This is a genomic window from Verticiella sediminum (assembly GCF_007558815.1).
Taxonomy (GTDB): domain Bacteria; phylum Pseudomonadota; class Gammaproteobacteria; order Burkholderiales; family Burkholderiaceae_B; genus Verticiella; species Verticiella sediminum.
On the sequence record NZ_VLTJ01000011.1, the window covers coordinates 96,779 to 115,832 of the forward strand.

13 protein-coding genes and 1 pseudogene are annotated in these 19,054 nt (G+C 68.2%); 12 read left to right on the top strand and 2 right to left on the bottom strand.

Features of this window, described 5'->3' with window-relative positions; translation table 11 throughout:
• Positions 1 to 164 precede the first annotated feature (164 nt).
• Positions 165 to 1,847: an MFS transporter gene (locus FOZ76_RS07135; RefSeq protein ID WP_143947456.1), complete on the bottom strand. Its 1,683-nt coding sequence runs from the start codon at positions 1,845 to 1,847 to the stop codon at positions 165 to 167.
• A gap of 222 nt (positions 1,848 to 2,069) precedes the next feature.
• Between FOZ76_RS07135 and FOZ76_RS07140 the strand changes: the two genes are divergently transcribed.
• On the top strand, positions 2,070 to 2,738 hold the full coding sequence (locus FOZ76_RS07140) for a response regulator transcription factor (protein ID WP_143947457.1): 669 nt from the start codon (positions 2,070 to 2,072) through the stop codon (positions 2,736 to 2,738).
• A 64-nt stretch (positions 2,739 to 2,802) separates the two neighbouring features.
• On the opposite strand, the gene FOZ76_RS07145 is transcribed toward FOZ76_RS07140, so the two are convergent.
• A complete protein-coding gene (locus FOZ76_RS07145) occupies positions 2,803 to 6,231 on the bottom strand; it encodes a hybrid sensor histidine kinase/response regulator (protein ID WP_211366083.1) in 3,429 nt (1,142 codons plus the stop codon).
• Positions 6,232 to 6,535: 304 nt separating this feature from the next.
• Between FOZ76_RS07145 and FOZ76_RS07150 the strand changes: the two genes are divergently transcribed.
• The 11 genes and pseudogenes from FOZ76_RS07150 (at position 6,536) to FOZ76_RS07200 (ending at position 19,006) form a co-directional block, all read left to right on the top strand.
• Positions 6,536 to 7,309, top strand: a complete 774-nt coding sequence (locus tag FOZ76_RS07150) for an ABC transporter ATP-binding protein (protein ID WP_143947459.1) — start codon at positions 6,536 to 6,538, stop codon at positions 7,307 to 7,309.
• Between the two features lie 245 nt (positions 7,310 to 7,554).
• Positions 7,555 to 8,268 carry an ABC transporter ATP-binding protein gene (locus FOZ76_RS07155; protein WP_143947460.1) on the top strand — a complete coding sequence of 238 codons (714 nt, stop codon included), beginning with the start codon at positions 7,555 to 7,557 and terminating at the stop codon, positions 8,266 to 8,268.
• A 58-nt stretch (positions 8,269 to 8,326) separates the two neighbouring features.
• Positions 8,327 to 9,541: pseudogene (locus FOZ76_RS07160) on the top strand (ABC transporter substrate-binding protein).
• Between the two features lie 85 nt (positions 9,542 to 9,626).
• Complete coding sequence (locus FOZ76_RS07165) at positions 9,627 to 10,514, top strand: branched-chain amino acid ABC transporter permease (RefSeq protein WP_143947461.1); 888 nt, start codon at positions 9,627 to 9,629, stop codon at positions 10,512 to 10,514.
• Positions 10,511 to 11,494: a branched-chain amino acid ABC transporter permease gene (locus tag FOZ76_RS07170; RefSeq protein WP_143947462.1), complete on the top strand. Its 984-nt coding sequence runs from the start codon at positions 10,511 to 10,513 to the stop codon at positions 11,492 to 11,494. The genes FOZ76_RS07165 and FOZ76_RS07170 overlap by 4 nt, the downstream gene beginning before the upstream one ends.
• 288 nt (positions 11,495 to 11,782) lie before the next feature.
• A complete protein-coding gene (gene mgrA, locus FOZ76_RS07175) occupies positions 11,783 to 12,826 on the top strand; it encodes an L-glyceraldehyde 3-phosphate reductase (protein ID WP_143947463.1) in 1,044 nt (347 codons plus the stop codon).
• Positions 12,827 to 12,996: 170 nt separating this feature from the next.
• Positions 12,997 to 14,133: a porin gene (locus FOZ76_RS07180; protein ID WP_143947464.1), complete on the top strand. Its 1,137-nt coding sequence runs from the start codon at positions 12,997 to 12,999 to the stop codon at positions 14,131 to 14,133.
• A gap of 13 nt (positions 14,134 to 14,146) precedes the next feature.
• The gene (locus FOZ76_RS07185) at positions 14,147 to 15,001 is read left to right on the top strand and encodes a TauD/TfdA dioxygenase family protein (protein WP_143947465.1); all 855 of its coding nucleotides are present in this window, start codon (positions 14,147 to 14,149) and stop codon (positions 14,999 to 15,001) included.
• Between the two features lie 19 nt (positions 15,002 to 15,020).
• Positions 15,021 to 16,547 carry an ABC transporter substrate-binding protein gene (locus tag FOZ76_RS07190; protein ID WP_143947540.1) on the top strand — a complete coding sequence of 509 codons (1,527 nt, stop codon included), beginning with the start codon at positions 15,021 to 15,023 and terminating at the stop codon, positions 16,545 to 16,547.
• Positions 16,548 to 16,679: 132 nt separating this feature from the next.
• Positions 16,680 to 17,915: an aromatic ring-hydroxylating oxygenase subunit alpha gene (locus tag FOZ76_RS07195; RefSeq protein ID WP_143947466.1), complete on the top strand. Its 1,236-nt coding sequence runs from the start codon at positions 16,680 to 16,682 to the stop codon at positions 17,913 to 17,915.
• An 8-nt stretch (positions 17,916 to 17,923) separates the two neighbouring features.
• Entirely contained in the window at positions 17,924 to 19,006 is a 1,083-nt protein-coding gene (locus FOZ76_RS07200; RefSeq protein WP_246129330.1) for an ABC transporter permease, read from the top strand.
• The last annotated feature ends 48 nt before the right edge of the window (positions 19,007 to 19,054 follow it).

A 19,054-nucleotide genomic window follows, 5' to 3' on the forward strand; every position in this document is an offset into this window, starting at 1 on the left:
GCATAGGGCGGGTACGGCGCGCGCCGCCGTTACCGAGACCGCCTGTCCGGACAAAGCGGAGCGCCCCAAGCCTGGTGGCTTGGGGCGCTCTTCGCTTCGGGGCAGGCCGGGCCATCCCGAGAACCTGCGCAGGGCGGTCCGCGCTGGCGGACCGCCCTGCGGGCTTACTCCGTGATGTCCACGTCCTTGGTCTCCCGGAGGAAGAAGGTGCCGATGACGAAGGTGATGAGGGCGATGACGATGGGGTACCAGAGGCCCGAATACATGTTGCCCGTGAGCAGTACCAGCGCAAAGGCGGTGGTGGGCAGGAAGCCGCCGAACCAGCCGTTGCCGATGTGGTAGGGCAGCGACATCGAGGTGTAGCGGATGCGGGTGGGGAAGAGCTCGACCAGCCATGCCGCGATGGGCCCGTACACCATGGTCACGTAGAGCACCAGGATGGTGAGCAGCAGCAGCACCATGGGTTTGTTCATCTGTGCCGGGTCGGCGGCCCTGGGATAGCCGGCCGCGTCGATGGCCGCCGTGAGGTCTGCCGTCAGCTTGGCCTGCGCGGCATGGGCCTGCTCGGACGACATGCCGGTCACGTCCACGCTCTGCACCACCGTATCGCCGATGCGCACGCTGGCGAGCGTGCCGGCCGGCGCGGATTCGTTGGCGTACGAGACGCTGCGCGTGTTCAGCAGGTTCTTGACCAGGTCGCAGGAGTTGTTGAACGTGACGTGGCCCTTGAGTTCGCCGGGCACGAACTGGAACGAGCAGTCGCGCGGGTCGGCGACGACGGTGGCCGGGCTGGTTGCGGCGGCGGCCTCCAGCGCCGGGTTGGCGTAGTGCGTGAGCGCCTTGAAGATCGGGAAGTAGGTGAGCGCCGCGAGCAGGCAGCCGGCCATGATGATGGGCTTGCGGCCGATCTTGTCGGACAGCCAGCCGAAGAAGACGAAGCCGACGGTGGCGATCGCCAGCGCGCCGGCGATGAAGAGGTTGGCCGTGACCGCGTCCACCTTCAGCGTCTGGGTGAGGAAAAAGAGCGCGTAGAACTGGCCCGCGTACCACACCACGGCCTGGCCGGCGGTGGCGCCGAGCAGGGCGAGCAGCACGATGCGCCCGTTCTTCCAGTTGCCGAAGCTGTCCTTGAGCGGGGCCTTGGAGCCGGTGCCTTCGGCCTTCATCTTCTGGAACAGCGGCGATTCCTGCAGCTTCAGCCGGATCCAGACCGAGACCAGCAGCAGCACGAAGGAGATCAGGAAGGGCACGCGCCAGCCCCAGTCGGCGAAGACTTCCGGGCCCATCAGGAGCCGGCAGCCAAGGATCACCAGCAGCGAGAGGAACAGGCCGATGGTGGCCGTCGTCTGGATGAAGCTGGTGTACAGGCCGCGCTTGCCTTGCGGCGCGTGCTCGGCCACGTAGGTGGCGGCGCCGCCGTATTCCCCGCCCAGCGCCAGGCCCTGCAGGCAGCGCAGCACGACGAGCAGGATCGGCGCGGCGATGCCGATGGTGGCGTAGGTGGGCAGCAGGCCGACCGCGAAGGTCGACACCCCCATGATGAGGATGGTGATGAGAAAGGTGTGCTTGCGGCCGATGAGATCGCCCAGGCGGCCGAACACGATGGCGCCGAAGGGACGCACGGCAAAGCCCGCGGCGAAGGTGAGCAGCGCCATGACGAACGCCGAGCCCGGCGGCAGCGCCGAGAAGAAGTGCACCGCGATCACCGCGGCGAGCGAACCGTAGAGATAGAAGTCGTACCACTCGAAGACCGTGCCCAGGCTGGACGCGAAGATGACCTTCTTGTGTTCCTTGGTGATGCCCGTTTCCGCGGCCGGCTTGGGCGTGTTCATCGATATGGCTGACATGGTGCGTGTCTCCCGGCGTTATGTGTGCGAAGTGTTGCCGTGCTGCCGCACCGGCCCGTGAACGCGGGCGGAGCAGCTTGGCATACAGCGTGCGCCGAGCAGGCGTGTGAATCCATACGCCTTTGGTCGAAGGCGGCTGCGCCTGCGACTATCGTCTAAGCCCGGCATGGCGCACGGCGCGATGCGTAAAATCAGCAGCAGTACCCGTTGGTCCGGATCATCATGCCCACCCTGCTCATCGTCGACGACCATCCCTTGTTTCGCGAGGCGCTGCGCAGCGCAGTGCAGCGGGTGTTGCCCGGCGCGCTGCTGCACGAGGCCGACGACGTGGACGGCCTCTACGCGCTGGCCGACGAGCATCCCGACGCCGATCTGCTGCTCATGGATCTCTCCATGCCCGGTGCGCACGGGTTCAGCGCGCTGGTGCACCTGCGCGCCCGCCATCCGCAGATGCCGGTCGTCATGGTGTCAGGGCGCGAGGAGCCGGCTGTGGTGCACCGGGCGCTGCACCATGGCGCCCTGGGCTTCATTCCCAAGTCCGCCGATTCGCGCACCATCGGCACGGCGATCAGCGCCGTGCTCGACGGCGAACGCTGGGTGCCGCCGCAGATCGCCGCGGCACCGCCCGTCGACGACGCCGAAAGCGAAGTGGCGCAGCGCATCCGCGAGCTCACGCCGCAGCAGTTCCGGGTGTTGCAGATGCTGGGCAGCGGACGGCTGAACAAGCAGATCGCCTACGACATGGGCGTGTCCGAGGCCACCATCAAGGCCCACGTGACGGCCATCCTGCGCAAGCTGGGCGCGACCAACCGCACGCAGGCGGTGCTGCTCGCCGGCCGCCTTGCGGTCGACCCGGACGGGGTCGTGCTGCCGCCCGACGAGAACGACTAGCTTGACCGGCCAGGGCCTGCGGACGCCGGGTTTGCCCGCCTGGGGAACACCACGTTAAGAGGCCCTAGTGCGCGCCCAGGAAGGCCCGCAGCGATGCCGGCCGGATGGGCTTGGTGAGCAGCCAGTAGCCGCGCTTGCGGGCGGCCTGCTGCAGTTCGGGCCGGCCGTCGGCGGTGAGCAGGGCGCCGGCCGCCTGCGCCTGGCCGGCCGCGCGCAAGGCATCCAGGCAATCCAGGCCGTCGAGCCGGTCGTGCAGGTGGAAGTCGACCAGCATCACGTCGTACGGATTCTGCGCGGCCAGCGCCAGTGCGCCGTCGACCGTGTCGGCCGTGCTCACCATCACGCCCCAGCGCTCCAGCAGTGCGCGCATGCCGTGCAGGATCTCCGGGTCGTTGTCCACGCACAATACACGCATGCCGTCCAGGCTGCCTGCCGTCGCCGGGGTCCGGGCGATGGGCGCGGGCGGGGCCACGGCCACGAGCTGGCCGGCGGCCAGCGGCACCTGGATCGAGAACAGGCTGCCGTGGCCGACCCGGCTGCGCGCCTGCAGCGGATGCTCGAGCAGCCGTGAGATCCGCTGGCAGATCGACAGCCCCAGCCCCAGGCCGCGCTCGCCCCAGTCGAAGGGCTGCGCATACCGATGGAATTCGTCGTAGATCCGGCGCATGTGCTCTTCGGGGATGCCCGGCCCGGTGTCGCCGACCAGCAGGGTGGCGCTCTCGCCCCGGCGCCGCAGGCCGAGCACGATGCGGCCCGTGCGCGTGTAGCGCAGCGCGTTCGCGAGGAAGTTCTGCAGCACGCGGCGCAGCAGGCGCCGGTCGCTGCGTACCATGCAGCGCCGGGCATGCACGTGCAATGCGAGCCCGCGCGCGGCGGCCAGCGGCTCGTACTGCCTGGCGAGTTCGCGCAGCAGTTCGCCGGCGTCGAAGGCCGTCAGCGTCGGCTGGGAGCCGCGCGCATCGAGGCGCGACACATCGAGCAGGCCGTCGAGCAGCTCCTCGGCGGCGCGCAGCGACGCGTCCACGCGTTCGGCGAGATGGCGCTGTTCCTGGGCGTCGTCGCTGGCGTGCAGCGCCGAGGCGAACAGGCGCGCCGCGTTGAGCGGCTGCAGCACGTCGTGGCTGATGGCCGCGAGAAAGCGCGTGCGCGACTGCTGGGCGGCCTCGGCTTCGCGGCCGCGTTCGGCCACGCGCTGCTCCAGCGTTTCGTTGGCCTCGCGCAAGGCGCGCTCCGCGTGCTTGAAGTCGGTGATGTCGTTGAAGCTGGTCACGTAGCCGCCCCCGGGCAGGGGCTGCCCGCGCATTTCGATCACCCGGCCATCGGCCCGCTCGCGCTCGAACACGTGCGGCGAGCCCGCGCGCATGTAGTCGATGCGCTTGCCGATCTGCTGCTCGGTGTCGCCTTCGCCCAGTTCGCCGCGCTCGGCGTTGTAGCGGATCAGGTCGGCGACCGGCCGGCCCACGTACAGCATGCCGTCGGGGTAGCCGAAGAGCTGCTGGTAGCGCCGGTTCCAGGCGACCAGCCGCATGTCGGCATCGACCATGCTCACCCCCGCGCTGATGTTCTCCAGCGTCGTGGCGAGGATTTCCCGGTTGAAGCGCAGCTCGTGCCCGGCCTCGTCGAGCACGGCGAGCACCTCGGCCAGCTCCATGCCGGAGCCGCGCAGCATGCTCACCAGGACCAGGCGCGCCGAGGCCGCGCCGATGGAGGCGGCGAGCAGGCGTTCGGTGTACTGGAACCAGGTGCGGTCGGCCGGCCGCGACAACTGCTTTTGTCCGAGCAGCGCCGCGCGCTCGGCGAACGCGCGCTGCGCGTGCTGTTCGCCGACGATGCGCGCCGCGAGGGCGCGCAGATCGGCGATGCTGACCTGGCTGCCCGGCCATTCGCCCTCGACCAGCGCCTGGCGCTGGGCGTAGGGGTCGAGAAAAGGCGCGATGCGCAGGCGCTCCTCGACGCTGGGGCGCCAGCGCGCGGAGACCAGCATCATCACGCTGGCGTTGAGCAACAGCGACCAGAAGGTGCCGTGGGTGAGCGGGTCCCAGCCGGTCATGCCGAACAGGCCCTCGGGCTGCAGCCAGTTGATGCCGAACGGCCCGGATACCAGCCACACCGCGTCGAACCAGCCGGAACGCGTCAGCGTGGGCAGCAGCAGGGTATAGGTCCAGACCGCGAAGCCGGTGAGTATGCCCAGCTCGACGGCGCGGCGGCTGGCGCCGCGCCAGTAGAGCCCGCCGATCAGGCCGGGCGCGAACTGGGCGACGGCGACGAAGGCCATCAGGCCGTACGAGGCGAGGGTGTTGTCGTCGCCGCTGTGCCGGTAGTAGCCGTAGGCGCACAGCGCGAGCAACACGATGGTGATGCGCCGCACCCAGAGCACCATGGTGGCGACGTCCTGCTGGGCGTGGGGCTTGCCGCCGCGCAGCAGCACGGGCATGACCAGGTCGTTGCTCACCATGGTGGCCAGGGCGATGCTGGAGACGATGACCATGCCGGTCGCGGCCGAGAACCCGCCCACGTACGCGGCGAGGGCGATGGCCTCGCTGCCCAGCGCCAGGGGCATGCCCAGCATCACCGTATCGCCGCTGCGCGGCGCCAGGTCGCCGAACACCGCCTGGGCCGCCACGGCGATCGGCACCACCATCAGCGAGACGATCACCAGATAGCCGCCGAACAGCCAGCGCGCGCGCCGCACGTCGCCCACGTCGCCGCACTCGACCACCGCGACCTGGAACTGGCGCGGCAGGCACACGATGGCGAGAAAGCTCAGCACGGTCTGCGCCACGAAGCCTTGCGGCATGGCGTTGGCGAACAGGGTGCGGGTGCCTTCGGCCAAGGGCAGTTCGGCCTCGCGCAGCCACAGCCAGGCGAACATCCCCACGGCGATCAGCGCGATCAGCTTGACCAGCGACTCCAGGGCGATGGCAAGCATCATGCCGTGGTGGTGTTCGGTGGCGTCGACCTGCCGGGTGCCGAACAGCGCGGCGAACAGCGCCATCAGCAGCGCCACGTAGAGGGCCGGATCGGCCAGCACGCCGACCTGCGCCGACTGCGTGCCGGCCAGTACGTCCAGGCTCATCGCGACGGCTTTGTACTGCAGGGCGAGATAGGGCAGGATGCCGATCAGCGCGATCAGCGTGACCAGCGCCGCCAGCCGCGGCGAGCGGCCGTAGCGCGCGGAGATGAAGTCCGAGATGGAGACCGTGTTCTGGCTGCGCGCGATCAGCGCGAGGCGTTCGATGATGCGCCAACCGAACAGAAAGAGCAGCAGGGGGCCGAGGTAGATCGGCAGGTAGGCGATGCCGTTGCGCAGCGCCGAGCCGACCGCGCCGTAGAACGTCCAGGACGAGCAGTACACCGCCAGCGCGAGGCTGTAGATGATGGGCCGCAGCCAGGGCCTGCTCGGATAGAGCGTGCGGCGATCCCCCCACCAGGCGACCGCGAAGAGCAGGGCGGCATAGCCGACCGATACCAGCAGCAGTATCCCGTTTCCCACGCGCAGGGACCCTCAGGCGAAAGATGCAGTCTAGCTTGGGGGCCGGGCTCTCTCAATGCGTTGCAACCCCAACCAGGCCGTGGGCTGAGCCGTGGGTGCACAGCAGCAAGCTATGCGCCTGCGGCCGCGACGATGCAACGCCGCAACACCCGCTGCCTCGCCCTTCATGCGTGCGGTCCGGCGGCCGCTTCGGGGCGGCCGGCATGGCGCCGCGTGGAACCTATGACAAACCCTCATGGAGTTTTGCGAGGGCGGTGCGCATACTCGCCGCAAACCGGATGAAGACCACAACGCAGGCGGCAAGATGGATGACGCGATCCTGGAAACCCGAGGGTTGACCAAGGCGTTTCGTGGGTTTGTGGCGGTCAACAACGTCGACCTCACGGTGCGGCGCGGGCAGATCCATGCCTTGATCGGCCCCAACGGCGCAGGCAAGACGACGTGCTTCAACCTGCTCACCAAGTTCCTGCAGCCGAGCGCCGGCAAGATCCTGTTCAACGCGCGCGACATCACGCGGGAGCGTCCGGCGCAGGTGGCGCGGCGCGGCATCATCCGTTCGTTCCAGATCTCGGCCGTGTTCCCGCACCTCACGGTGCTGGAGAACGTGCGCATCGGGCTGCAGCGCAAGACCGGCCTCTCCTTTCATTTCTGGCGCAGCGACCAGCGGCTGCAGGTGCTGGACGAGCCCGCGCGCGCCCTGCTGGAGCGGGTGGGCCTGGGCGGCTTCGCCGATGAGCTCACCGTGAACCTGCCCTACGGGCGCAAGCGTGCGCTCGAGATCGCGACCACGCTGGCGATGGAGCCCGAACTGATGCTGCTCGACGAGCCCACGCAGGGCATGGGCCACGAGGACGTGGCGCGCGTCACGCAGCTCATCAAGCAGGTCAGCGCCGGGCGCACCGTGCTCATGGTCGAGCACAACATGAACGTCGTGTCCTCGATCGCCGACACCATCACCGTGCTGGCGCGCGGCGCGGTGCTGGCCGAAGGCTCGTATGCCGAGGTGGCGCGGCATCCGGCGGTCATGCAGGCCTACATGGGCAGCACCGAAGGCGAGCTGCAGGGGGCGCACGCATGAGCGCGCCCGCTCGGCCGCCCGAAGGGCGCGCGTTTCCTCCCGCGGGGAGGATGTCGCGCAGCGACAGGAGGGTACACACATGAGCGCGCCCGCCCGGCCGCCCGAAGGGCGCGCGCTTCCTCCCGCGGGGAGGATGTCGCGCAGCGACAGGAGGGTACACACATGAGCGCGCCCGCTCGGCCGCCCGAAGGGCGCGCGTTTCCTCCCGCGGGGAGGATGTCGCGCAGCGACAGGAGGGTACACACATGAGCGCGCCCGCGTTGGAAATCGCCGGCCTGCAGGCGTGGTACGGCGAATCGCACATCCTGCATGGCGTGGACATGTGCGTGGAGCAGGGCGAGGTCGTGACGCTGCTCGGGCGCAATGGCGCCGGCCGCACGACCGCGCTGCGCGCCATTCTCGGGCTCACGGGCACGCGCAAAGGCTCGGTGCGCATCCACGGCACGCAGGTGATCGCGCTGCCCACGCATCGCATCGCGCACCTGGGCGTCGGCTACTGCCCGGAGGAGCGCGGGATCTTCGCCAGTCTGTCGTGCGAGGAGAATCTGCTGCTGCCCCCGCCCGTGGGTGCGGCGCCGGGCGCCGGCATGTCGCTCGACGAGATCTACGCCATGTTCCCCAACCTGCGCGAGCGCAGACACTCGCCCGGCATGCGCCTGTCCGGCGGCGAGCAGCAGATGCTGGCGGTTGCCCGCATCCTGCGCACCGGCGCCAGCCTGCTGCTGCTCGACGAGATCTCCGAGGGCCTGGCGCCCGTGATCGTGCAGGCGCTGGCGCGCATGATCGATGCCCTGAAGGCGCGCGGCTACACCATCGTGATGGTCGAACAGAACTTCCGTTTCGCCGCGCCGCTGGCCGACCGCTTCTACGTCATGGAGCACGGCCGCATCGTGGAGCACTTCGCCGCGGAGCAATTGTTTCAGAAGCAGGACACGCTCACCGAGCTGTTGGGTGTCTAGACAAGGCTGTCACCCGGTCGGGCGCCGGCCATTCCACGCAGGGAAAGAGGAGTCTTCCATGAAGCTGCATCGCATCACTGCCGCGCTGGTCCTGTCCGGGCTGGGTACCGTCGCACTGTCCGCGCACGCGCAAGGGGTATCGGACGATGTCATCCGCATAGGCTTCATTACCGACATGTCGGGCGTTTATTCCGACATCGACGGCAAGGCCGGCGTCGAGGCCATCCGCATGGCGATCGAGGACGCGGGCGGCAGCATCGACGGCAAGAAGATCGAACTGCTCTCCGCGGACCACCAGAACAAGGCCGACATCGCCTCGGCCCGCGCCCGCGAGTGGTTCGACCAGCAGAAGCTCGATGTACTGATCGGCGGGACGAACTCGGCGACCAGCCTGGCCATGGCCGCCGTGGCCGCCGAGAAGAAGAAGCCCTTCATCGCGATCGGGGCGGGCGCGTCCGACCTCACCAACGCATAGTGCACGCCCTACACCGTGCACTATGCCTACGACACGGTCGCGCTGGCCCGCGGCACCGGCTCCGCGGTGGTCAAGGACGGCGGCAAGAGCTGGTTCTTCCTGACCGCGGACTACGCCTTCGGCCATGCGCTGGAGCGCGACACGGCCAACGTGGTCAAGGCGGCCGGCGGCGAGGTCAAGGGCCAGGTGCGCGCACCGCTGGGCGCATCGGATTTCTCCTCCTTCCTGCTGCAGGCGCAGACCTCCAAGGCGCAGATCCTCGGGCTGGCCAACGCGGGCGGCGACACCATCAATTCCATCAAGGCCGCCAACGAATTCGGCGTAACGCCGGCCATGAAGATGGCCGGGCTGCTGGTTTTCATCAACGATGTGCATTCGCTGGGCCTGGAGGCCACGCAGGGCATGTACCTGACCGACGGCTGGTACTGGGACCAATCCGATGCCGCGCGCGACTGGTCCGCGAAGTTCGAGGCCAAGATCGGACGCAAGCCGTCGATGCTGCAGGCGGCCGACTACTCGGCCGTGAGCTTCTACCTGAATGGCGTGAAGGCCAGCGGCACGGACGATGCCGACACGCTCATGAAGTGGATGAAGTCCAACAAGGTCGACGACTTCTTCGCCCAGGGGGGCTACGTGCGCGAAGACGGCCGGATGATCCACGACATGTACCTGATGCAGGTGAAGACGCCGGCCGAATCCAAGGGGGCATGGGACTACTACAAGGTCGTCGCCACGCTGCCGGGCGACGAGGTCTACACCAAGCCGGCCGAGTCGACCTGCAAACTGGTCAAGCAGTAGCGCGCGGCGCACGCGTGGCGGCTCCTTGCGCGGGCCGCTACGCCGCGCCGTACGCCTTTCATCGCACGCGCAGGAATTCGCCAAGATGACTGAGTTATTCGGCATCCCGCTGCAGGCCCTGCTGGGGCAGTTGCTGCTCGGGCTCGTCAACGGTTCGTTCTACGCCATGCTGTCGCTCGGGCTCGCCGTGATCTTCGGGCTGCTCAACGTCATCAACTTCGCCCATGGCGCGCTGTACATGCTCGGCGCCTTCCTGGCCTGGATGGGCCTGCACTACCTCGGGCTGAACTACTGGGTGATGCTGATCCTGGCGCCGATCGGCGTGGGCCTGTTCGGCATCCTGATCGAGCGCCTGCTGCTGCGTCATCTCTACAAGCTCGACCATCTGTACGGCCTGCTGCTCACGTTCGGCCTGACGCTGCTCATCGAGGGCGTGTTCCGCAGCATCTATGGCGTCTCCGGGCAGCCTTACCCCACGCCGGAACTGCTGCGCGGTGCGGTCAACCTGGGCTTCATGGTCCTGCCGATCTACCGGGGCTGGGTGGTTGTGGCCTCGCTGCTGGTGTGCCTGGTCACCTGGTTCGTGATCGAGCGCACCCGGCTGGGTGCCTTGCTGCGCGCGGCCACCGAGAATCCCCGGCTGGTCGAGGCCTTCGGCGTCAACGTGCCGCGCATGGTCATGCTCACCTACGGCTTCGGCGTGGCGCTGGCCGGCTTTGCCGGCGTGCTCGCCGCGCCCGTGCTGCAGGTCACGCCGCTGATGGGCTCGAACCTGATCATCGTGGTGTTCGCGGTGGTGGTCATCGGCGGCATGGGCTCGATCCTGGGCGCCATCGTCACCGGGCTGGGGCTGGGCGTGATCGAGGGACTGACCAAGGTGTTCTGGCCGGAGGCCTCGAGCACCGTCGTCTTCATCATCATGGCCATCGTGCTCCTGCTGCGCCCGGCGGGCCTGTTCGGAAGAGAGAAATGAACCCTCGACTGCTCGCATGCCTGGTCGCAGCCATCGTGGTCGCGGCGCTGCCCTATCTGGGCGTCTATCCCATCTTCGCGATGAAGGTGATGTGCTATGCGCTCTTTGCCTGTGCCTTCAATCTGCTGCTGGGCTATACCGGCCTGCTGTCGTTCGGCCACGCCGCCTTTCTCGGCAGCGCGGCGTACGCCACCGGGTACGCGCTGAAGGCCTGGGGCTGGCCCACCGAGTTCGGCATCGTCTTCGGCGTGCTGGTGGCCGCGCTGCTGGGGGTGGTCATGGGAGCGCTCGCGATCCGGCGCAGCGGCATCTATTTCGCGATGATCACCCTGGCCCTGGCGCAGATGGTGTTCTTCTTCTTTCTGCAGGCTCCGTTCACCGGCGGCGAGGACGGGCTGCAGGGCGTGCCGCGCGGCAGCCTGCTCGGCCTGGTCGATCTGGCCAGCGACCTCAACCTCTACTACGTCGTGATGGGCGTGTGCGCATTCGGGCTCTTCGTGGTCTGGCGCGCGGTGCATTCGCCCTTCGGACAGGTGCTGCAGGCGCTGCGTGAGAACGAGCCGCGCGCGATCTCGCTGGGCTACGACGTCGAGCGCTTCAAGCTGCTGGCCTTCGTGCTGTCGGCGGCCATCGCCGGGCTGGCGGGCTCGGTCAAGACGCTGGTGTTCGTGTCCGCCACGCTGTCCGACGCGACCTGGCAGATGTCGGGCCTGGTGATCCTCATGACCCTGATCGGCGGGCTGGGCACGCTCACCGGCCCCCTCATCGGGGCTTTCGTCGTCGTGCTGCTCGAGAACAAGGTCGGCGACTTCGGCCAGTTCCTGGCCAATCTGACCGGCTTGGACTGGTTCCTGCGGCTGGGCGAATCCGTGACCATCGTGATCGGGTTGATCTTCGTGATCTGCGTGATGGCATTTCGCCGCGGCATTGTCGGCGAAGCGAGCGCCTGGCTGGCGCGCCGGCGCGCGGCCCGGGCCTGAAGCGCCACGGCCCAAGACCTCCCTCGCTTCCGGGCAGCTCGCGCAAGGGCAACGACGCCGGCTGCTGCGGGTTGCCGTTCGCCGCTCCGGCCGCGGGCCGGACCGCGCCATTCATCATTGTCCCGACCCGGCCAGCATCGTCCTGCTGCGGCCGGTGGATTGTCGCGCGCACCGCAATGTTCTGTTGCGGCGCAGCACATTTATCCCGCTCGCGGGCTTGCCTACAGTCGATGACAGCCGAGCCGCCTCTCGATGGCGGCCGGACAAACCGTCATTCGAGGAGCCCGTGTGACCTATTTCGCTGAACCCGACCGCTACGAAGCGATGGTGTACCGACCGGCCGGTCGAAGCGGCCTCAAGCTGCCTGCGCTTTCACTGGGACTGTGGCACAACTTCGGCGACGCCACGCCGCTCGAACGGCAGCGCGCCGTGCTGCGCGCGGCCTTCGACCGCGGCATCACGCATTTCGACCTCGCCAACAACTATGGACCCCCACCCGGTTCCGCCGAGATCAACTTCGGCCGCATCCTGCACGAGGACTTCCGGGCGCATCGGGACGAACTGCTCATTTCGACCAAGGCCGGCTGGGCCATGTGGCCCGGGCCTTACGGCAAGGGCGGCGGCTCGCGCAAGGCGATCCTGGCCAGCCTGGACCAGAGCCTGCAGCGCATGGGCCTGGACTACGTGGACATCTTCTACTCGCACCGCTACGACGCCGACACCCCCATGGACGAGACGGCCGACGCGCTCGCCAGCGCGGTACGGCAGGGCAAGGCCCTGTACGTAGGCATCTCGTCCTACTCGGCGGGCAAGACCCGCGAGATGGCCGCTCTGCTGGCGGCCCGCGGCGTACCTCTGCGCCTGCACCAGCCTGCCTACAACATGCTGAACCGCTGGGTCGAGCGAGAGCTTCTCGACGCGCTCGCCGAGACGGGCGCCGGCTGCATCGCGTTCACGCCGCTGGCACAGGGCATCCTCACGGACAAATATCTGGGCGGCGTTCCCCCGGACGCGCGGGTAAACCGCCCCGGCGGCGGCTCCTTGCCGCTCGAGCACCTGAACGAGCGCAACCTGTCGCGCGCCCGCCGTCTGGCCGAACTCGCCGCCGAGCGCGGCCAGTCGCTGGCACAGATGGCTCTCGCCTGGGTGCTGCGCCATCCCGGCATGACCTCGGCATTGATCGGCGCCAGTACGCCGGCCCAGGTCGACGAGAACGTACGCGCTCTCGAGCGGCTGACCTTCAGCGACGACGAGCTGCGTCTCATCGACGAGAGCGCCTTGGACGGCGACATCGACCTCTGGAAGCGGCCCGCGTCGGACCAGCCGGTCTGACGCGGGCCGCGGCCGTGCCGCGGCAGACAACTCCCCGCGCATCTCCTGACAAGAAAGCGCGCGGCGTCCCCCTTACGATTTCCGTCGACTCCTCCGGAACCGGGCTTGCGCGCGCCGCAGGAGGGCGGATCACCACCGGGCATGCGCCCCGACCCACGAAGGACTTGGACATGATCTGCAAGAAACTGCTGCCCGCCTCGGCGATCTGTGCTCTCTGCGCTCCCGCCCTGGCGCAGACCGGAGACAGCGTGACGCTCTACGGCATTCTGGACGTGGGCTTCACCTACGTCGACAACCAGGCCGGCGAGAGCGACTTCTTCCTTGGCGAGGGCATCAACTTCGGCAACCGCTTTGGGCTGCGCGGCACCGAGGATCTGGGCAACGGCTACGCGGCGATCTTCACGCTGGAGAACGGCTTCTCCCTGGGCAACGGCGCGGCTCGCCAGAGCGGGCGCCTGTTCGGACGCCAGGCGTTCGCCGGCCTGCGCACACCCTACGGCACCTTGACCATGGGGCGGCAGTACGACTTCGTGCGCGAGTACATCCAGCAGTTCAACATCGGGGGCATCGCCAGCGTCTATGCCGGGCACCAGGGCGACTTCGACCGCATCTCCGGCAAGCAGATGGACAGCTCCGTCAAGTACATGAGCCCGTCTTTCGGCGGCTTCTCCTTCGGCGGCATGTATGCCTTCGGTCCCGACGCCAGCTCGTCGCGCGGCAATGCCTGGAGCGTCGGCGCAGGCTATCGCGGCAGCGCCCTGCGGGTCGGCGCAACCTACACCCGGCTGAACGACCTCGCGATCTACCCGTATGCCACCAGCGGGATCTTCTCCTTCCTGGGCAACGAAGTCGCGCGTATCGACCCCGCCACCGGCGAGGTCGACGACCTGTACGACGTGACCACCCCGGGCTATGCCCTGGACAAGCAGAGCATCGCCGGCATCGGCGCGAGCTACCAGTTCGCGAACAAGCTGACGCTGGCCGGCAATGTCACCGTCGTGCGCTTTGACGATGGGGAGCGCAGCGCCTCCCAGCGCGTCGCGGAGGTCGGCGTGAACGTGCCGCTGGGCGGCGCCCTGAGCGGCATCGTGGCCTGGCAGTACGCCAAGCTCGAGGACACGCATTGGAACCAGCCGACGCTGGGGCTGCGCTACGACCTGTCCAAGCGGACCTGGCTGTACGCCTCGGCGTCCTACCTCAAAGCCTCCAACGGCACCCATGCTTCGCAGGGTGCGGGCTTCTATCTCACGCCTGCCGACCGCGACCGGCAGAGCACCCTCCGTGTGGCGATGGTCCACACATTCTGATCAAGGAGTCATCATGCACACTGCGGCACCCCTGGCCATCCGCCCACTGCGCAGCGGATTCGGCGCGCAGATCCTCGACGTCGACCTCGCCAGCGCAGACAGCGAAACACTGCAGGGCGTCGTGCAGACGTTCAATCTGCACGGCGCGATCCTGCTGCGCGGCCAGAACATGGACCCCGCGGCGCTGGTGAGCTTCGCGAGCCAGTTCGGCGAGCCGGAGGAACACACCGTGAAGAAGCACACCATGGCCGGGTTCCCCGAGATCTACATGCTCACCAATCGCAAGGTGGACGGCAAGCCGGTGGGCAGCCACAACGACGGCGTCGGCTGGCATACCGATTTCTCGTACAAGGAAGAGCCCGTGATGTGCACGATGCTGTATGCCGTTTCGGTCCCGGAGGAGGGGGGCGACACACTGCTCGCGGATATGTGCGCAGCCTATGCGGCCCTGCCGCCGGACGAGCAGGAGCGGCTGGCAGCGATGACCGTGCATCACAGCTACCAGTATTTCGCGACGACCCGAAAGTACAACCGGCGCGAACTGACCGAGGCCGAGCGCGCCGCGCATCCCGACGTATTCCATCCGCTCATCCGCACGCATCCCGCGAACGGGCGCAAGGCGCTCTGGCCGAGCACCGGCACGGTACGCGGGATCGTCGGGATGGACCCGGCCGAGGCCTTGCCGCTGATAGAGCGCCTGGTCGAATTCGGGACCCAGGAACAGTTCGTCTACCGCCATCGCTGGCAGGTGGGCGACATCCTCGTCTGGGACAACCGTTGCACGCTGCACACGGGAACGCTGTTCGACGACACGCGCTACGTGCGCGAGATGCATCGCCTGTGGGTGAAGGGCGATCGGCCTTTCTGAGGCCGCCAAGGAGCTTGCCATGTTCGAACGACGCGATTTCCTGAAGGGTGCGGTGGGCGCGGCGGCGCTGGGTGTGGGAGGCCTGCCGGCATGGGCTCGCGCCGCACAGGGGCCGCTGCGCATCGCCTACCCGATCGATGTCCGGGGTTGGGACCCCGGCGCCGTTGTCTCGCCCAACGCGGTGCCGCTGTACAAGTGCATCTTCGACCAGCCCCTGGAGTACACCGCGCAATCCCGGCTCGTTCCCGGCCTGCTCAGCGGCTATCGCTGGCGGGATACGGCGGGCCTGGCGCTGGAGCTGACGCTGCGCGATGGCGTCACGTTCCACGACGGTTCGCCGCTCACCTCGGCCGACATCGCCTATACCTTCCACGAACGGCTCAAGGCCAAGCCCGATCTACAGGCCGCCTTCATCTGGAACACGCTGGCGTCGGTGGAGACGCCCAGCCCGACGGTAGCCGTCATGCACTTCAGCCGGCCGATGGTGACCGCGCCGCAGTTCCTGGCCTATGCCGGCGCCTTCGTCCTGCCCAAGTCGTACATCGAGAAAGTCGGGCTCGAGGGGTTCCTGGCCCGGCCGATCGGCTCCGGTCCCTACCGCCTGGTGGAGTACGAGCGCGACAACCGGATCGTACTCGAGGCCTATCCGGGCTACTGGCGCGAGCCGGCCTCGGTGCCGAACGTGGTGATCCAACTGGTCCCCGATGCGACCGCCCGGGTGGCCGGTCTGCAGGCGGGCCATCTGAACCTGGCCAGCGGCATTCCCGTGCGCGAGGCCATCCGCCTGGACAAGATGCCCACGCTGCAGGCCTCGCTCACGCCGACGGTGGACAGCTACCTGATCCACATGGTGAACGTGCCTGCCCTGCAGGACCGCCGTGTGCGCCTGGCGCTGCATCACGCGATCGACAAGGAGGCCCTGTCCAAGGCCTTCTTCAATGGCGTCGCGGCGCCGATGGCCACGCCGGCCGCGCCCGGGACGCCCGCCTTCGATCCCGATTTCACGTTCGCGCATGCGCCCGAGCGCGCGAGCGCGTTGCTGGCCGAAGCCGGGCATGGACCGGACAACCCGTTGCGCATCCCGTTCTATGCCACCAGCGGCGCCTACCCCAGCGACTACGACATGGCGCGCGCCATTGCGCAGATGTGGCGCCGCGTCGGCGTCGAGGCCGACCTGCGGGTGATCGAGATTCCCCAGTATCACCAGCGCGTGCAGGCCGGCAAGCTCGACGGCCCGGCCCTGTGGCTCTGGACCAACGCCACCGGCGACCCCGAGCTGTCCGCCGGCTACTACCTGGATCCACGCAAGATCTTTTCCGTCTGGCGCAGCGAAGACGTCTCGGCGCGGCTCGATCCGCTGCTGGTGGAGCTCGACGAGGAGCGGCGGATCGCCGGCTATCGCGCGTTCCACGCCTGGGTGGTCGGCGAGGGCTATGCGCTGCCGCTGCTGCAAGGACTGTCTTCCGTGGTCTCCGCGCCCTCGGCGGTGCGCTATGCGGCCTATCGCAACGGCTGGATCCTGCCGTACGCATGGACGCCTGCCTGACGCCGGTGCGCGCCTGGCGGGTTTTGCGTGCGTCCGGCGTCAAGACGGCCGGTGACGGCCTTCCTACCATTGGTATCGAGCAGCGCGCCGGGGTTTCCGACGCGCCGAGCTTTCGACTCACAGGGTAATGCAATGAAGCGAGCTTTTCCTTCCGACGCGTTCTTCGACGGGCTGTCCTCCTCGGCACTGCGTACCGAGCAGGCCGAAACGCTGCCCCCGCTGTGCTACACCGACGAGGCGTTCTTCGAGTTCGAGAAGGAGGCATTGTTCAACCACGAGTGGCTGTGCGTCGGGCGCGAGTCCTGGGTGGCCGAGCCCGGCGACTACTTCACGACCTCCATCATCGGCGAGCCTCTGATCATCGCCCGCAATCGCCAAGGCGCGATTCGCGCGATGTCCGCCGTGTGCCAGCACCGGGCCATGCTGGTGGCCGAAGGCCGCGGCAAGGCGCGCGCCTTCCTCTGTCCGTACCACCACTGGTCCTATTCGCTCGACGGCGAATTGATCGGCGCGCCCGCGATGGACCGCACCGCCGACTTCGACAAGAAGGCCTTCTGCCTGCCCACGCTGCAAGTCGAGATCTGGCAGGGTTTCATTTTCGTCAACTTCGACCCGCTCGCCGAGCCGCTGGCGTCGCGGCTCGCCTCAATCAGCGAAGCCGTCGCGCGCTACCAACTGGCCGACGCCGAAGGCCCCCGTCCGGAGCAGCCGTCGCGCTACGCGTGGAACTGGAAGGTCATGCTGGAGAACAACAACGACGGCTATCACGCCAACAAGCTGCACCATGGGCCGCTGCACGATTTCGTGCCCAGTGCGCTGGCGAGCTTTCCCGTCCAGCCCGAAGGCAGCGCCGGCTACATGCGCTACAACGGCACCACGCATCCGGACGCCAGCTTCAACGCGATGCAGAAGGCGGTGCTGCCGATCTTTCCCGGTCTCACGACCGAAGACCGCAGCCGGATGACCTTCGTCAACGTACCGCCCACGCTCTCGCTGGTGATGACCAGCGACATGGTGATCTACATGATCCTGCGCCCCGATTCGGCCGGCACGCACGAGATGGACCAGGGTCTGCTGCTCGCGCCCGGTGCGATGCGGGACCCGCTCTTCAGGCAACGCATGGCCATGAACATGGACGCGGCCTCCGAGATCATCGCGCAGGATCTGCACGTGGATGCCAACGTTCAGGTCGGCCTGCGTTCGCGCTACGCGGTGCGCGGACGCTACTCCTGGCAGGAGCAGGCCCAGCGCGATTTCAACCACTGGCTGGTTCCCAGGTATCAGGCGGCCTGGAAGCGGATGCGCGAGACGGAGCAGGGCGCCATGCCGGCGCGCGTGATCCCGGTGCGCAGCGTCGGCGCCGGTTGAGGTCGGCCATGGCGCACAACCCCGAGATCGAGGTCGGCGGCCGGATAGTGATGGCGGCCACGCCGCGGCTGCCGGCGCGCATCCTGGCCGGCGTGCAGCGGCCGCTGCTGCGCATCGCGGCGCGCATCCCCATGCTGCTCGCGATGTCCATCGTGGTGTTCGTCACGCTGCGCGTGCTGCCCGCCGACCCGCTGGGCATGCTGCTGCCGCCGAATGCCACGCCGGCCGACGTGGCGGCGGTGTCGGCCGCTCTCGGGCTGGATCGTCCTTTGTACGTACAGTACGGCGTATGGCTGCAGGACGTGCTGCGTGGCGATTGGGGCCGCTCCATCCAGTCCGGCATCCCGGTCCGGGACCTCGTCCTGCACGCCCTGCCCACCACACTGCAACTGGTGTTCGCCGGCCTGACCGGCGGCATCGTCCTGGGCGTCGCGCTCGCGCTCGTTGCGTTCCGCCGGCGCGGGACGTTCATGGAGCGCCTGATCGATGGCTACAACAGCCTGAGCCTGGCCGTGCCCGAGTTTCTCTGGGGCATCCTGCTCATCCTCGTGATCGGCATCGGGACTGGCTGGCTGCCGTTCCTGGGCACGCTGGACCCGGGCATGAGCGTGCCCCGACTGACGGGCTTTCTCCTGCTCGACGCCTTGCTGGCGGGCGATCTGCCGGCGTTCGCCAGCGCCGCGCGGCACCTGGCGTTGCCCGCGCTGGCGATGACGCTGGGGATCGCTCCGCCCATCATGCGTGTGCTGCGCGCCAGTCTGCACGAGGTGTATGCCGAAGACTACATCGGCGCGGCGCGTCTGCGCGGCGTGCCCGAACGCCAGTTGCTGTGGCGCTGGGCATTGCGCAACGCCGCGCTGCCGACAGTGAGCCTGATCGGCTTGCAGGCCGGCGTGATCGTCGGCGGGACCTTGCTGATCGAGACGATCTTCGGCCTACCCGGGATCGGGGCGCTGATGGTCGGCGCGATCACCAACCTGGATCTGCCGGTGATTCAGGCCCTCGCCATCACGTACGCGATCGCGGTGCAGGTCATGAGCGTCGTCACCGACCTCGTGCTCGCATGGCTCAATCCGAGGTTGCGCGCATGAACCGCACGGGGCCGGACGATCTGAATGAAAGACGCAGGAGGGCAAGTC

What these genes read in the sequence shown, in the direction of transcription:
- FOZ76_RS07135 (WP_143947456.1), bottom strand. Translation starts at nt 1,847, where the DNA reads ATGTCAGCCATATCGATGAACACGCCCAAGCCGGCCGCGGAAACGGGC.
- FOZ76_RS07140 (WP_143947457.1), top strand. Translation starts at nt 2,070, where the DNA reads ATGCCCACCCTGCTCATCGTCGACGACCATCCCTTGTTTCGCGAGGCG.
- FOZ76_RS07150 (WP_143947459.1), top strand. Translation starts at nt 6,536, where the DNA reads ATGGATGACGCGATCCTGGAAACCCGAGGGTTGACCAAGGCGTTTCGT.
- FOZ76_RS07155 (WP_143947460.1), top strand. Translation starts at nt 7,555, where the DNA reads ATGAGCGCGCCCGCGTTGGAAATCGCCGGCCTGCAGGCGTGGTACGGC.
- FOZ76_RS07165 (WP_143947461.1), top strand. Translation starts at nt 9,627, where the DNA reads ATGACTGAGTTATTCGGCATCCCGCTGCAGGCCCTGCTGGGGCAGTTG.
- FOZ76_RS07170 (WP_143947462.1), top strand. Translation starts at nt 10,511, where the DNA reads ATGAACCCTCGACTGCTCGCATGCCTGGTCGCAGCCATCGTGGTCGCG.
- FOZ76_RS07180 (WP_143947464.1), top strand. Translation starts at nt 12,997, where the DNA reads ATGATCTGCAAGAAACTGCTGCCCGCCTCGGCGATCTGTGCTCTCTGC.
- FOZ76_RS07185 (WP_143947465.1), top strand. Translation starts at nt 14,147, where the DNA reads ATGCACACTGCGGCACCCCTGGCCATCCGCCCACTGCGCAGCGGATTC.
- FOZ76_RS07190 (WP_143947540.1), top strand. Translation starts at nt 15,021, where the DNA reads ATGTTCGAACGACGCGATTTCCTGAAGGGTGCGGTGGGCGCGGCGGCG.
- FOZ76_RS07195 (WP_143947466.1), top strand. Translation starts at nt 16,680, where the DNA reads ATGAAGCGAGCTTTTCCTTCCGACGCGTTCTTCGACGGGCTGTCCTCC.
- FOZ76_RS07200 (WP_246129330.1), top strand. Translation starts at nt 17,924, where the DNA reads ATGGCGCACAACCCCGAGATCGAGGTCGGCGGCCGGATAGTGATGGCG.